The 13618-nt window shown below is 53.0% G+C and carries 14 protein-coding genes; 9 read left to right on the top strand and 5 right to left on the bottom strand.

All coding sequences use genetic code 11. From position 1 onward, the window contains the following. Window positions 1-43: 43 nt before the first annotated feature. The gene (locus NDQ72_19745) at window positions 44-1990 is read right to left on the bottom strand and encodes an ATP-binding cassette domain-containing protein (GenBank protein WKD28243.1); all 1947 of its coding nucleotides are present in this window, start codon (window positions 1988-1990) and stop codon (window positions 44-46) included. Between NDQ72_19745 and NDQ72_19740 the strand changes: the two genes are divergently transcribed. From NDQ72_19740 to NDQ72_19710, 7 genes are all read left to right on the top strand, one after another. Further along, window positions 1989-2591, top strand: a complete 603-nt coding sequence (locus NDQ72_19740; protein ID WKD28242.1) for a TIGR02444 family protein — start codon at window positions 1989-1991, stop codon at window positions 2589-2591. The two genes, NDQ72_19745 and NDQ72_19740, sit on opposite strands and share 2 nt — an antisense overlap. 227 nt (window positions 2592-2818) lie before the next feature. Further along, the gene (gene dctP / locus NDQ72_19735; protein WKD28241.1) at window positions 2819-3865 is read left to right on the top strand and encodes a TRAP transporter substrate-binding protein DctP; all 1047 of its coding nucleotides are present in this window, start codon (window positions 2819-2821) and stop codon (window positions 3863-3865) included. Window positions 3866-4160: 295 nt separating this feature from the next. Next, window positions 4161-4739 (top strand): TRAP transporter small permease, encoded by a 579-nt coding sequence (locus NDQ72_19730; protein WKD28240.1) that lies wholly within the window; start codon window positions 4161-4163, stop codon window positions 4737-4739. A 28-nt stretch (window positions 4740-4767) separates the two neighbouring features. After that, the gene (locus tag NDQ72_19725) at window positions 4768-6051 is read left to right on the top strand and encodes a TRAP transporter large permease (GenBank protein ID WKD28239.1); all 1284 of its coding nucleotides are present in this window, start codon (window positions 4768-4770) and stop codon (window positions 6049-6051) included. A 21-nt stretch (window positions 6052-6072) separates the two neighbouring features. Further along, the gene (locus tag NDQ72_19720; protein WKD28238.1) at window positions 6073-6516 is read left to right on the top strand and encodes a universal stress protein; all 444 of its coding nucleotides are present in this window, start codon (window positions 6073-6075) and stop codon (window positions 6514-6516) included. A gap of 135 nt (window positions 6517-6651) precedes the next feature. Then, window positions 6652-7332 carry an FKBP-type peptidyl-prolyl cis-trans isomerase gene (locus NDQ72_19715; protein WKD28237.1) on the top strand — a complete coding sequence of 227 codons (681 nt, stop codon included), beginning with the start codon at window positions 6652-6654 and terminating at the stop codon, window positions 7330-7332. Then, complete coding sequence (locus NDQ72_19710) at window positions 7333-8382, top strand: alpha/beta hydrolase-fold protein (protein ID WKD28236.1); 1050 nt, start codon at window positions 7333-7335, stop codon at window positions 8380-8382. A gap of 42 nt (window positions 8383-8424) precedes the next feature. Here the strand turns inward: NDQ72_19710 and NDQ72_19705 are convergent, their stop codons facing one another. Together NDQ72_19705 and NDQ72_19700 are read right to left on the bottom strand one after the other, a co-directional pair. Next, a complete protein-coding gene (locus NDQ72_19705) occupies window positions 8425-9033 on the bottom strand; it encodes an SCO family protein (protein WKD28235.1) in 609 nt (202 codons plus the stop codon). A gap of 5 nt (window positions 9034-9038) precedes the next feature. Further along, entirely contained in the window at window positions 9039-9542 is a 504-nt protein-coding gene (locus NDQ72_19700; protein ID WKD28234.1) for a hypothetical protein, read from the bottom strand. Between the two features lie 106 nt (window positions 9543-9648). Between NDQ72_19700 and NDQ72_19695 the strand changes: the two genes are divergently transcribed. Together NDQ72_19695 and NDQ72_19690 are read left to right on the top strand one after the other, a co-directional pair. Further along, window positions 9649-10563 (top strand): AEC family transporter, encoded by a 915-nt coding sequence (locus tag NDQ72_19695; GenBank protein WKD28233.1) that lies wholly within the window; start codon window positions 9649-9651, stop codon window positions 10561-10563. Between the two features lie 444 nt (window positions 10564-11007). Then, complete coding sequence (locus NDQ72_19690) at window positions 11008-12009, top strand: 2-hydroxyacid dehydrogenase (protein WKD28232.1); 1002 nt, start codon at window positions 11008-11010, stop codon at window positions 12007-12009. A gap of 30 nt (window positions 12010-12039) precedes the next feature. Here NDQ72_19690 and trmB read toward each other — a convergent pair whose 3' ends face one another. Continuing rightward, window positions 12040-12810 (bottom strand): tRNA (guanosine(46)-N7)-methyltransferase TrmB, encoded by a 771-nt coding sequence (trmB, locus tag NDQ72_19685; protein ID WKD28231.1) that lies wholly within the window; start codon window positions 12808-12810, stop codon window positions 12040-12042. Window positions 12811-12822: 12 nt separating this feature from the next. Further along, window positions 12823-13617, bottom strand: a complete 795-nt coding sequence (locus NDQ72_19680; protein WKD28230.1) for a thiazole synthase — start codon at window positions 13615-13617, stop codon at window positions 12823-12825. Between the last annotated feature and the right edge of the window lies 1 nt (window position 13618).

The following is a 13618-nucleotide window of genomic DNA, read 5'->3' as shown; positions in this document are numbered from 1 at the left end:
AATTCGACTAGATTCAAAGCAGCCCGAATTGGTTAGTCTAGGATTAGGCATCTTCGCTGGCTAATAACTCTGCTTCCATTGTTTCCAGCGCTTCCTCGGCGGCGAGCCACTGCTGCTCGCTGGTGTCCAAGCAGCTTTTGATTTTCGCCTGTTGGGCAAGTGCTTCGGTCAGCTCCGCTTTACGAGCGCTGTCGGTATAAAGCGTCGGGTCAGCCAGAATAGCTTCTACTTCTTCAAGTGCTTGCTGAGTTTTCTCCATGGCTTTTTCAGCTTGATCGCGCGCTTTTTTCAGCGGCCGCAGCTTCTCGCGCAGCTCCGCCGCTGCTTTGCGAGCGGCTTTTCGATCACCGCTAGGCTGCTGGCTTTGGCGTTCACTTTTTTCGCTACGCGCATCGCGGCGGCCCTCTTCCAAACGCGCCTTTAACCATGCCCGGTAATCATCGAGATCGCCATCAAAGGGCTCAACACGATGGTCAGCCACCCGCCAGAATTCATCAACCGTGGCGCGTAATAGATGTCGGTCGTGCGACACCAGAATAACCGTGCCCTCAAAACTTGCCAGCGCCTCGGTGAGCGCCTCGCGCATTTCCAAGTCCAAGTGGTTGGTTGGCTCATCGAGCAGCAGTAGGTTGGGCTTCTGCCAGGCGACCAGCGCGAGCGCTAAGCGCGCTTTTTCACCGCCAGAGTAAGTACCAACTTCGCCAAAGGCGTCATCGCCTTTAAAGCCAAAGCCACCTAGGAAATTGCGAATTTCCTGGTCACTCGCCGTGGGAGAGAGCCGTTGCACATGTACAAATGGCGTCGTCGTCACGTCCAAGCTTTCCAGCTGGTGCTGGGCAAAATAGCCAATGGCTAAATGCTCGCCTGGCACGCGCTTGCCCTCTAGCAGCGCCAGTTCGCCGGTCAGTGATTTGATCAATGTCGACTTGCCCGCGCCGTTGGGGCCTAACAGGCCGATGCGGCTACCAGGTAATAACGTAATGTTGACCTTCTCTAACTGCGCGACATCGCCTGCTTCGCTGCGATAGCCAAGGGTAGCTTGGTCAAGCACGAGTAGGGGGTGTGAGGTCTTATCTGCGGCAGGCAGCGTGAAGTGAAAAGGCGAATCTGTATGAGCAACAGCGATATCCCCCATACGCTCCAGCATTTTTACACGACTTTGCGCTTGCTTTGCTTTTGTCGCCTGGGCGCGAAAACGCGCTATAAAGCGCTCAATTTCTTCGCGGCGAGCCTGCTGTTTGGCTGCTTCTGCTTGCTGTAGAGCGAGTTTTTCAGCCCGCGTGCGCTCAAAGCGAGAGTAGTTGCCGCGGTAAAGCTCGAGTGTTTGGTGATGCATATGCACAATGTGATCACACACGGCATCGAGAAAGTCGCGGTCATGAGAAATCAGCAGTAATGTGCCTGGGTAGCGGGTTAGCCACTGTTCTAGCCAAAGCAGGGCATCGAGATCCAGGTGGTTGGTCGGCTCATCAAGCAGTAGTAAGTCGGAAGGCATAAACAGCGTGCGGGCTAGGTTCACCCGCATACGCCAGCCCCCGGAGAAGTCTGACAAAGGCCGCTTAAGATCCGTTTGCACAAATCCGAGCCCTACCAGCAACTGCGATGCCCGCGATTCTGCCGTGTAGCCATCCAGGGTTTCGATAAGCCCATGCAACTCGGCTTCCCGATGTGCATCGTCTGCTTTGCGTGCGGCGAGTAGATCAGCTTCCGCTTGCCGCAGCGCGTAATCGCCATCCAGCACGTACTCCACAATGGGGCGATCCAGCGCTTCAACTTCCTGGGCCATGTGGGCTATCCGCTGGCCGCCGCTCATCTCAACGTCGCCCTGGTCGGGGCCGAGCTCGCCTAGCAGAAGTTTGAATAAGCTCGACTTACCGGCGCCGTTTGCCCCGATAATGCCTGCCTTTATACCGCTGTGGAGCGTAAGGTCAGCGTTATCGAGTAGCGTTTGTGTACCCCGTTGCAGGGCGACTTGGCGCAGTGCGATCATGCATTCTCCCGAAAAAGTGGGTAAATCAATGTTCGATTCTAACCGATTCCAGCGCTTACAGCAGGCTCCACTATGGGATTTTGCGCTGACATTTTATGCCCAGCCCGGGGTCGAGCAAGCATGCCTTGTTCTGCAAGACAGTGCAGGGGTGGATGTGTGTGAGCTGCTAGTGCATAGCTGGCTCTACCACTACGGTCTTCAGGTAACGCCTAGTGCGCTGTCAATGGAGCGCAAAGCGCGGGAGTGTTGGCAGCAATCGGTCACCGCTGTTTTGCGGCAGTTGCGTCGTGATCTTAAGCCACAAGCAGCAGAAAGTGAGGGCATTGCCCAGTTGCGAAAGACGCTTCAGCAGGCCGAACTTCAAGCTGAGCGTGAGAACCTTCAACGCTGGCAGCACTGGATATTGCAAACGTCTGAACTTAACCAGCGGTTAACAAACTGCGCTATAAGTAAGCAAGATGTTGCACAATGGCTGCAAAGTAAGCTGTTTTCTGATGGCCTTGCGTTTGATCAAGTAGTTGTGTCACCCGAGCGCGAGAACGTTAGAGAGGCGATTACCATACTTGCGACACGGCTTGACCGCTACGAGCGACCGCGCTAGCCTGAAATTAAGCTATTTTTGAATAACGCGTGTTTTAAGGTTGTTATTGCTTGTGTAACTGTTTCTAAACGTATTCAAAAAGATAGGCATTATGAATGATGATTTTATGAATAGTTACTCTAAAGCCACTGACAACTAACAGAGCGTTTAAGAGCGGCACGCATTATACAAAAATTAAATATTGGCGCACTCGCATAGCGCGCTTACCACTGCTAGGGGAACTCTGCATGAAGGCAAGCAAGTTAATTTCGACTCGTTCAGTAACGACTAAGTTAATGACGACGGCGAGCATTGGTGCACTACTATTTGGTCTCAGCGCAGCCGCTCAAGCAGATAACTGGCGTTACGCCCACGAAGAGTACGAAGGCGATGTCCAGGATGTATTCGCTCACGCGTTCAAAGACTATATTGAAGAGAATTCCGATCACAGCGTCCAGGTTTACCGCTTTGGTGAGTTAGGTGAATCTGACGACATCATGGAGCAGACCCAAAACGGCATTCTTCAGTTCGTAAACCAGTCACCTGGTTTCACGGGTTCTCTTATTCCAGAAGCGCAAATCTTCTTTATCCCTTACCTGTTACCAACAGATGAAGAAACCGTCCTGACTTTCTTCGATGAGAGTAAGGCCATCAACGAGATGTTCCCTGAGCTCTACGCCGAGCAAGGCCTTGAGCTCCTGAAGATGTACCCTGAAGGTGAAATGGTCGTTACCACCGACGAGCCGATCAGCTCGCCGGAAGATATGAATAACAAGAAAATTCGTACCATGACGAATCCATTGCTTTCAGAAACTTATGATGCCTTTGGTGCAACCCCGACGCCGCTGCCGTGGGGCGAAGTATATGGTGGTCTGCAAACCGGCATTATCGATGGTCAAGAAAATCCGATTTTCTGGATCGAGTCTGGCGGTTTATATGAAGTGTCGCCGCACCTTACCTTCACAGGCCATGGCTGGTTTACTACCGCGATGATGGCGAACCAAGACTTCTATGATGGTTTGTCTGATGAGGATAAGGAGCTCGTGCAGGAAGCGTCTGATGCTGCCTATGATCACACAATCGAGCACATTAAAGGGCTCGCCGATGAGGCATTAGCTAAAATCCAGGAAGCTTCGGATGAAGTTACTGTGACACGTTTGGATGAAGAACAAATCCAGGCTTTCCGTGACCGTGCTCCGCAAGTTGAAGAAGCCTTCTTAGAAATGACGGGTGATAAAGGTGCTGAGCTGCTGGAACAGTTTAAAGCAGATCTCGAAGCTGTAACGAACGAGTAACTCACCGTTTAGTACGCTCGTCTTTAACGGTAAATCACCTAGGGGGTAGCCAGCGCTGCCCCTTTTTTATTTTTATACGCTGCCCGGTGCTGACAGCCACTTAACAAAAAAAAGCGCGTTACCTTGCGTAAAACACAGAAAAACTTACGTACATCCAGCGTTGAAGCGGAAAGAGTTATTAACCGTTACGCTACAAAATGAGTAAGGCTGGACACGCTCCGTTCGGTGGTCAGTGAAAGAAGAGGCGCTAGGTTTTTAATCGTTAGCTGCCACGCTGCATAAGAGGAGATCGGCCATGACCGAAGAAGAATCCGAAAAGAATTACAGCTCTGGTTTGCCCGGCATACTAGGCGTGATCGACACTGCAATTAGCAAAATCGAGTCAGTCATACTGGCAATGGGGGTTTTGCTAATGGCGCTGAATACGGTCACTAATGTTATTGCCCGCTTTGTATTTGGCAATAGCATTATGTTTTCAGGAGAATTAAACCGTATTTTGATCATTATGATTACCTTTGCGGGTATCGGCTACGCTGCTCGACATGGGCGCCATATTCGTATGTCAGCCATCTACGATGCTTTGCCCGTCGGGGGACGTAAGGTGCTGATGATAGGTATTTCTTTCTTTACCTCCCTCGTTATGTTTTTCCTGCTGTACTACTCCGTGGTGTATATCCTCGACCTTCAAAGCAAGGGGCGCGTGTTGCCGTCACTCGGGCTACCTATTTGGATCATTTATATCTGGGTACCTATAGGTTTTCTCATTACGGGCATTCAGTACCTGTTAACGGCAATTAAAAACCTTACCTCTCGGGATGTATATCTCTCGACAGGGGTAGTTGACGGTTACAAAGACACCGAAACAGAAGTGTAAAGCAGGGCTTGCACTCTAGGGGAACGCTATGACGACGATAATGGTAGTCACCATGATTGCCCTGCTGCTGCTGGGCTTTCCTATGATGATCCCGCTGATTACAGCAGCGGTGATCGGCTTTTATATGATGTTTAACGGCTTCGGCCAAATGGATACGCTTATTCAACAGATGATGGCGGGTATCCGGCCTGCTTCGCTGATTGCGGTGCCGATGTTTATTCTGGCGGCAGATATTATGACGCGTGGCCAGTCGGCTAATCGCTTAATTGATATGGTGATGTCCTTTATCGGTCATATCAAAGGCGGTCTTGCGGTCAGTACGGCAGCCTCCTGTACGCTGTTTGGCGCAGTTTCTGGTTCTACCCAGGCAACCGTAGTCGCGGTGGGCTCTCCGCTGCGGCCCAAGATGCTAAAAGCGGGCTACTCTGACCCATTTACACTGGCGCTGATTATCAACGCGAGTGATATTGCCTTTTTGATACCCCCAAGTATTGGCATGATCATCTACGGGGTTATTTCAGGAACATCTATTGGCGAGCTGTTTATTGCGGGTATTGGGCCAGGGCTTCTGATTCTGTTTATGTTCTCAGTTTATTGCATCGTTTACGCTGTGGTAAAAGGCGTGCCTACCGAACCCCGCGCTAGCTGGAAAGAGCGTGCTGTAGCGGTGCAAAAAGCACTGTGGCCGCTAGGCTTTCCGGTCATTATCGTTGGCGGTATCTACGGAGGTATTTTTAGCCCGACAGAAGCCGCTGCAGCCTGTGTGCTATATGCCGTATTGCTTGAGTTTGTGGTATTCCGTTCGCTCAAAATGAACGATATTTATGCGATTGCTAAATCCACCGGCTTAATTACCGCAGTGGTGTTTATATTGGTCGCTGTTGGTAATGGGTTCTCCTGGATAATTTCGTTCGCGCAGATTCCACAAATGATTTTGGAAGCGGTAGGTGTCAATGAAGCTGGGCCTACAGGGGTACTGATTGCAATCTGTATCTCTTTCTTTGTCGCTTGCATGTTTGTTGATCCGATTGTGGTCATTCTGGTGCTTACGCCCATTTTCGCTCCGGCGATTGCGGCGACCGGTCTGGACCCTGTTCTGGTAGGTATTTTGATTACCCTGCAGGTAGCCATAGGCTCGGCGACCCCACCCTTTGGCTGCGATATATTTACCGCGATTGCGATCTTTAAGCGGCCTTACTGGGAAGTCATCAAAGGCACACCGCCCTTTATCTTTATGCTGATTTTAGCGGCGGCGCTGCTGATCATGTTCCCGCAAATTGCGCTGTTCTTGCGTGATGTTGCCTTCCGCTAAGCAGTCACAAGGAGAACGCGGATGTTTAATCGCATTTTAATTCCCGTAGATGGCTCGAAAGGGGCGATTAACGCACTGGAGAAAGCGGTTGGCCTGCATATGCTCACCGGTGCCGAGCTTTATTTGCTGTGCGTATTTAAGCACCATAGTTTATTGGAGGCATCGCTTTCTATGGTGCGGCCAAATAAACTGGATCTGCCTGATGACGCGCTTAAAGAGTACGCCACGGAAATTGCGGTACACGCTAAAGCCTACGCCATAGAGATGGGCGCAGACAGTACGCGAGTAAGGGCGTTTGTGAAAGGCGGCCGCCCCTCGCGAACTATCGTGCGCTTTGCCCGAAAGAGGGAGTGCGATTTAATCGTGATTGGTGCTCAAGGAACCAACGGCGAGAAAAACCTGCTGTTGGGTAGTGTCTCTCAGCGTGTGGCGGGTGCGGCACACTGTCCCACATTGGTCGTTTAAGACACCAAACTACTGAACTTAATAGCGGTCTTACTAACACCCGCCATCTCAGGTAATGCAGCCTGAGATGGCGGGTGTTAGTCTTTGAGGTACTCAAACATTTGGCGCGTTGCGCCGTTGGATAAGGTTCTTTACATGAAAGCATTGTTTTCTTCCACCGCTTTGGCGAGTTTGTTACTGGTTGCTCCTTTCGCGGCAGCGGCTCCCGAAACCGACGAACAGCGCCTTGCTTATAGCTTAGGCGTTACCCTAGGTGAGAGCATGCAGGTCGATATTGAAGATCTCGACCTTGATGCATTTACGGACGGCATGCGCGATGTCTTTGATGGTAAAGAGTTGGCGTTAAGCGAGGAAGAAATGATGGAGGCGCTGGTCGCTTTCCAGGAGCGTTCCATGGCGGAGCGCGAGCAAGAGGCCGCTGAAATCGCCCAGCTTAATCTAGAGGAAGGTCAAGCTTACCTAGCGGAAAACGCTGAGCGTGAAGAAGTTGAAGTGACGGAGTCTGGCTTGCAGTATGAAGTGCTTGAGTCCGGTGACGGCGCAACGCCTGGCGCTGAAGACACCGTTGAAGTGAACTATGAAGGCATGCTGCTGGACGGCACCGTATTTGACAGTTCCTTTGAGCGTGGTCAGCCGGTGAGTTTCCAGGTAAATCAAGTCATTGAAGGTTGGCAGGAGGCGCTCCAACTGATGAGCGTTGGCGACAGCTGGATGCTATATATCCCTGCTGAGCTGGCTTATGGTGAAGGCGGCCAAGGCCCTATTGGCCCAAATGAAATGCTGACGTTCCGTGTTGAACTGCTAGGCGTTGAGTAAATGATACGTCCCGCCGCTGCTACATCTTGTTTTTTGGGTGCGCTGTTACTGCTGGGCAGCACGGCTGTTCACGCTGAAGCAGATACCGTGCCTGGTGATTTACCTGCACTAAGCGCAGCGAGCGATCACGCGAGCGTGGTCGGTGTCTCTTCTGGCGGTTACATGGCCGCACAGTTGGCGGTTGCTTGGCCTGAGCGCTTTAGTGGTGTAGGTGTATTAGCGGCGGGCCCTTGGAGCTGTGCCCAAGGCGCGCTCAGTTTGGCGCTTAACCAGTGCATGAGCACCCGCCGTGGGTTGCCTTCCTTGGATGAGCTGGACCGTCGGCGCGAGCGTTACGAGTCGCTTGAGCAGGTGGGGGAGCGCGACGCATTAAGCCAGCTGCGTGCCTATGTATGGCACGGTGATGAAGATGACACGGTTTCTCCAGAGCTGGGGAGTTTGTTAGCAGAACAGTGGCAGCGCTGGCTGGCATCTTCAGAACAGCTGCGTTTCGTGCGCAGTGAGCACACAGGCCATGGTTGGCCCATCAAATTGCCGAAGCAAACCAACGCTAGCCCCCAAGCACTTGGCGACTGTCGCCAGGGCGGTGGTAGCTATGTGCTTGCCTGTGATGAGAACGTGGCTAGCGATATGCTCTCATGGCTTTACCCTGAGCGTGAGGCTAATGCTAGCGAGGGCGAAGTGATGGCCTTTGATCAGTCGGAGTTCGCGGTTAAAGGCTTGGCTGATGTGGGGTATCTATTTATTCCTGAGGCGTGTGAAACGGGAGGCTGCCCTGTCACAATCGCGTTGCATGGTTGTCAAATGAGCGTTGATGCCATTGGCGATACGTTTGTACGCCACAGTGGTTTGAACCGTTGGGCAGCAGACCATGGCCAAGTGGTGCTATACCCGCAGGCGGAAAGCAGTATGGCTAATCCTCAGGGGTGCTGGGATTGGTGGGGCTTTGCCGAAAGTACTTGGCAGCTCAACCCGCTGCACGACACACGTGATGGCACTCAAGCTAGAGCGCTAATGGCGATGCTTGAACACCTACAAAGCACGCCTTAGTTCCAAGTACACCCTAAATCCAGACACTTCGTTGTATTCCGGCTAGCTACCTAACTCATTCTCCAGCGCTGACACTAAGCCGTGTGGTGCTGGGGAGTAGAGTACTCTCTGTAAAATCTCACCGTTGCGGTTAACCAAGAAAAGCGAAGCGCTATGGTCAATGGTGTAGGCCATTGCAGAATCGGGAGCCTCTACTCGCCGCCAAATCACGCCATAGCGTGCCGCTACATCTGCAAGCTGCTCTTGACTACCCACCAAGCCGATAAACGTATCACCAAAGAACTGCATATACTCTTCCATACGCGGCAGCGTATCGCGTTCAGGGTCAACCGTTATCATTATCGGCACCACGCGTTCGCGCTGTGCATCGCTTAGCTGGGCCAATGCCTGACGTTTAACGGCCTGATTCATTGGGCAAACATCTGGGCAGTAGGTGTAGCCAAAGGAAACAATCGCAATGTCGTCTTCATCTAACTGGGAGAGAGAGAAATCACCTTGGGTAGACGGCATTTCTATTGGCCCCCCCGTCACGTCATCGCTGTCAGGCTGGAAAGCAAACTGGTAAAGGCCGATAGCCGAAATAGTCAGCAAGACAAGTATTAGCACTAATCCCAGCCAGAGTGCTTTACGATTGTTTGGTTTAGCGGCCATACGTACTAACTCCTAATCACGTCAAAGTCGAACCAACTGCCCAACTTGCCTTCTGGTGTTTCCAGGATAACCCGTGCTCGCCAGGGCATCACGTCTTGCGTGCAGATACCGACTTGCCCTTGGCCATGAAAGTGCCCGGGCGCAGAGGCGGTTAATCCAAAACGGTGTAAGCCCATATCCATATCACGCCCGATAAAGTCGACTGTCACATGGCTTGGGTTGAGGCCCTCGACTTCTACACCCAGTGGCAGAATATCCAGCGCATCGATACGGCCATCGGCATCAACGGTGAGTGTTAGGCGGCCTTTATCGCCCAGAATTGCCGAGCACGTACTGGTGTGTAGGTTGCAGTTGGCATCCGGTGTAAACCAGGCAATATCGCCATCATCGCGCAGCCAGTTGGCAAACACGTACCACGTGCAGGCGGCCAGTGAGATGCCCGTGATGAGGATAAGCACTTTCAGTGCTGGAAAACCCGTAAAGTAGCCAGGTTTAGGCAAGTTCTTCATGGCAGAATGGTCACTACGCAGGCCGTAAGATGGAAGTTAGTTTCATGGTAACAGTAATCGCACGGATGTCGCTGTGCTGGGATGTCGCAGTTAACAAGGAATAACAATGGAGAGTATTACTGGCGCACTTGGGCCACTGTTTTTATTGATTTTACTGGGCGCTGCCATTGGCTATGGCCGTTGGCCAAGTGCTACGTTCTGGCCGCAAATGGAGCGTCTGATCTACTTTGTGCTATTTCCAGCAATGCTGATAGGTACGCTGGCCACTGCTGATGTCAGCCAAGTACCGGTTGGGCGCATCGCGTTGGTATTGCTCGGCACGATGGGGGTTTTGGGTCTGTTGCTATGGCGCTGTCGTGGTTACCTTGGCTTAACGCCTGCGGCGTTCACGTCGGTATTCCAAGGCGCCGTGCGTTTTAACACCTACGTGGGTGTCGCAGGGGCCGCGGCATTGCATGGCAGCATGGGGGCGACTACTGCCGCTGTGGCGGTGGCACTCATGGTACCGGTGGTGAACGTCATGTGCGTCGCAAGCTTTGTCGCGGCAGGGACGCTGGGCAGTGGAAGTCTTGGCCAAAGTGCCCTCGCACTGGCTAAAAATCCGCTGATTTTGTCCTGTCTGGCAGGTATCGGACTCAATCTTTCGGGGGTTGGCTTGCCCGGTTGGAGCGAGGATACCGTCGGGTTGTTGGGTGGCGCGGCGCTGCCGTTAGGGCTCATTGCCGTGGGCGTGGCGCTGCGCCCTGCAGCACTGCTGCGGCTTGATCGTGGCGTGATAGCGACGAATAGCATCAAGCTGCTGTTAATGCCTGCGGTGGTGCTGTTATTAGCGTGGCTGGTGGGGCTGGACCCTATCAGTCGTGATGTGGCGCTGCTGTTTGCAGCGCTGCCTACCGCCACATCTGCTTACATTCTTGCTCGGCAGCTGGGAGGTGATGCAGAACTTATGGCGGCAATTATTACCGGCCAGACGCTGTTAGCGATGCTGACGTTGCCCGTTTGGTTGCAACTGGTGGGCTAGTGTAAAGAAACCGTCTTAAAAATAAATAAAAAGTATTCGCATTTAGGTTGACGTTGTAAATGAGAATGATTATATTGTGATTGTCAGCGTTTAATGAGACGTTGGCAACCACGACAGAAACCGCCAGTTTCCTGTCATGGTTTCTCCCTCTCATTGCTAGTCACGGTCTTTTGCCGCTCCCGCTTGGAGCGGCTTCTTTTTTTTCTAGTGGCCGTGTTTGCTGAAACATTGGCAACCACGACGCTATTGCAAAGATCAGCGCCAGTTTCCTGTCATGGTTCCTCTTTCCTTGCTAGTCACGGTCTTTTGCCGCTCCCTTGGAGCGGCTTTCTTTTTTTCTAGTGGCATCTTTCTTTGATCTCGGTGAATACCTCTTGTGACGTTTGGGCAGACAATAGACGAATTGCCTATGCTGATCATCTATCCAGAGCCAGGAGAAATGCCATGCGCGTTGCCGTTTTTAGCGCTAAGCCTTATGACGAAACCTTCCTTACTCGTGCTAATGCCTCGAATCGACACGAATTAAGCTTTTTTGATGCGCGCTTGACCGTCGATACGGCGCCTCTCGCGAAAGGGTTTGAAGTGGTATGCGCTTTTGTAAATGACCATCTGTATGCGGATGTTTTAGAGCAGCTACACACTAGCGGCATACGATTGGTAGCACTGCGCTCGGCTGGATTTAACCATGTTGACTTGGCGGCAGCCGAACGGTTGGGAATTACCGTGGTGCGGGTGCCCGCTTATTCGCCTTATGCCGTAGCAGAGCACGCGGTGGCCTTAGTGTTAAGCCTGAACCGCATGACCTATCGCGCTTACAACCGAGTGCGCGAGGGCAACTTTGCCCTAGACGGACTGCTGGGGTTCGATCTGCATGGCAAAACCGTGGGCGTGATTGGCACTGGGCAGATTGGCTTGATCTTTGCCAATATCATGCATGGCTTTGGCTGCCGAGTAGTTGCCAGCGATCCTTTTCCAAACCCGAATGCCGAGCCGTTTGTGGAGTACGTGCCGCTGGCGTCGCTTTATGCTCAAGCAGATATTATTTCGCTGCACTGCCCGTTAACACCCGATACTGATCATCTGGTTAACGCCGATGCCATCGCGCAAATGAAGCAGGGTGTCATGCTGATCAACACTGGCCGCGGTCGAGTGGTCGATACCCAAGCGGTGATCGCTGGTCTGAAAAGCGGCAAAATTGGCCGCTTAGGGCTAGATGTTTACGAAGAGGAGGAGCAACTGTTCTTCGAGGATCTATCGCACAAAGTGATCGATGATGACCAGTTCATGCGCCTGACGACCTTTCACAATGTGCTGATTACCGGTCATCAGGCTTTCTTCACTACCGAGGCGCTAACCAATATTGCCGAGACTACACTGGCGAATATTGATGCCTTTGAAAGTGGTAGCGGTACGCTGCATCGCGTCGTTTACGATAAGCGAACGTAAACGACGCTGAGCTATCTTTAGTCGCTGTGTTTAAACGTCACGGCGGTAAATCAAATCCCATACGCCGTGGCCAAGTTTCTCGCCGCGGGCTTCAAACTTAGTTAGCGGGCGAAAGTCTGGGCGTGGAACGTAGGGCGCTGTGTCAGCGCTGGCGGTATTCGCGTAGCCGGGTGCGGCGTCCATGACCTCGGCCATCCACTCGGCATAGGCTTCCCAGTCGGTTGCCATGTGGAAGGTGCCACCAGGTTTTAAGCGCGTACGAATCAGCTCAACAAACGCAGGTTGCACAATACGTCGCTTGTGGTGCTTCTTTTTCGGCCATGGATCGGGGAAAAAGAGCTGTAGCGTGGTTAATGAGTCTTCAGGCAGACACTGCTCCAGCACCGCCAAGGCATCTTCGCGGTAAACGCGCAGGTTGGTTAGGCCGCGTTTATCTACCTCATCTAGCAGCTTGCCCACACCCGGCGCGTGAACCTCGATACCGATAAAGTCAGTATCTGGGTGGCGTTCGGCTTGCTCGATGAGTGAGTTGCCCATACCAAAGCCAATTTCCACCACGCGCGGTGCTTGGCGGCCAAACAGGGTGTCCAGATCCTGACGCCCATCGGCAATCGTTAGGCCTAAACGTGGCCAAACATCTTCTAAACCGCGGCTTTGCGCTGGGGTCATGCGCCCTGCGCGAATCACGTAGCTCTTAATCCCCCGCCGGTGTAGCGGGGCATCAGCATTTTCAGGGCCTGTAGTGTTGCTCTCAGCGCCAGCAGTATTGCTTTCAGGCGTGGTGTCGTTCGTATCGGTCATGGTGTCTCTGTATCAGCCGTTAATTCGGCCTGCAAAAGGCGAAGAGGGATCGGCGCTCTGGCGACGTGGCATACGGCCTGCTAGGAAGGCATCGCGGCCAGCTTCTACGGCCAGCTTCATGGCGTTAGCCATACGCAGCGGGTCGCGGGCGTGAGCGATCGCCGTGTTGAGCAGCACACCGTCACACCCGAGCTCCATTGCCATGGCGGCGTCAGAAGCGGTGCCGATGCCCGCATCGACCAGCACGGGTACACTGCTTTGCTCAACAATCAGGCGTACATTATGCGGGTTTTGAATGCCATGCCCCGAGCCAATCAGCGAACCTAGCGGCATGATGGCGCAGCAGCCCATGGCTTCTAGTTCACGTGCCACAATGGGGTCATCACTGGTGTACACCATGACGTCAAAGCCATCAGCCAGCAGTGTCTCAGCGGCTTTTAGCGTCTCGACCACATTGGGATAGAGGGTGTGATCGTCGCCGAGCACTTCCAGCTTGACCAGGTTATGGCCGTCTAGCAGCTCACGCGCCAAGCGGCAGGTGCGCACAGCGTCTTTGGCGTTGTAGCAGCCAGCGGTGTTGGGCAACAAGGTGTAGCGCTGGGGGGAAATGACATCGAGAAGGTTAGGCGCGTCGGCATCCTGGCCTAAGTTGGTGCGGCGCACAGCAAAGGTGACAATTTCCGCGCCGCTTTGGGCAATGGCCGCGCCGGTCTCGGTAAAGTCTTTGTATTTGCCAGTACCCACCAGTAGGCGGGAGCTGAACTCGCGCCCAGCAACGGTAAACGGTGTATCAATCAGTGGCGTCATA

Source organism: Halomonas sp. KG2, assembly GCA_030440445.1.
Lineage (GTDB): Bacteria > Pseudomonadota > Gammaproteobacteria > Pseudomonadales > Halomonadaceae > Vreelandella.
Note: the sequence above shows the minus strand (reverse complement) of the source record. Positions and strands in the feature narration are given on the sequence as shown.

Coding starts and splice junctions, on each gene's coding strand:
- NDQ72_19725 (WKD28239.1), top strand. CDS start 4,768: ATGACGACGATAATGGTAGTCACCATGATTGCCCTGCTGCTGCTGGGC.
- NDQ72_19745 (WKD28243.1), bottom strand. CDS start 1,990: ATGATCGCACTGCGCCAAGTCGCCCTGCAACGGGGTACACAAACGCTA.
- NDQ72_19740 (WKD28242.1), top strand. CDS start 1,989: ATGCATTCTCCCGAAAAAGTGGGTAAATCAATGTTCGATTCTAACCGA.
- NDQ72_19730 (WKD28240.1), top strand. CDS start 4,161: ATGACCGAAGAAGAATCCGAAAAGAATTACAGCTCTGGTTTGCCCGGC.
- NDQ72_19695 (WKD28233.1), top strand. CDS start 9,649: ATGGAGAGTATTACTGGCGCACTTGGGCCACTGTTTTTATTGATTTTA.
- NDQ72_19700 (WKD28234.1), bottom strand. CDS start 9,542: ATGAAGAACTTGCCTAAACCTGGCTACTTTACGGGTTTTCCAGCACTG.
- NDQ72_19710 (WKD28236.1), top strand. CDS start 7,333: ATGATACGTCCCGCCGCTGCTACATCTTGTTTTTTGGGTGCGCTGTTA.
- NDQ72_19690 (WKD28232.1), top strand. CDS start 11,008: ATGCGCGTTGCCGTTTTTAGCGCTAAGCCTTATGACGAAACCTTCCTT.
- trmB (WKD28231.1), bottom strand. CDS start 12,810: ATGACCGATACGAACGACACCACGCCTGAAAGCAATACTGCTGGCGCT.
- NDQ72_19715 (WKD28237.1), top strand. CDS start 6,652: ATGAAAGCATTGTTTTCTTCCACCGCTTTGGCGAGTTTGTTACTGGTT.
- NDQ72_19680 (WKD28230.1), bottom strand. CDS start 13,617: ATGACGCCACTGATTGATACACCGTTTACCGTTGCTGGGCGCGAGTTC.
- NDQ72_19720 (WKD28238.1), top strand. CDS start 6,073: ATGTTTAATCGCATTTTAATTCCCGTAGATGGCTCGAAAGGGGCGATT.
- NDQ72_19705 (WKD28235.1), bottom strand. CDS start 9,033: ATGGCCGCTAAACCAAACAATCGTAAAGCACTCTGGCTGGGATTAGTG.
- dctP (WKD28241.1), top strand. CDS start 2,819: ATGAAGGCAAGCAAGTTAATTTCGACTCGTTCAGTAACGACTAAGTTA.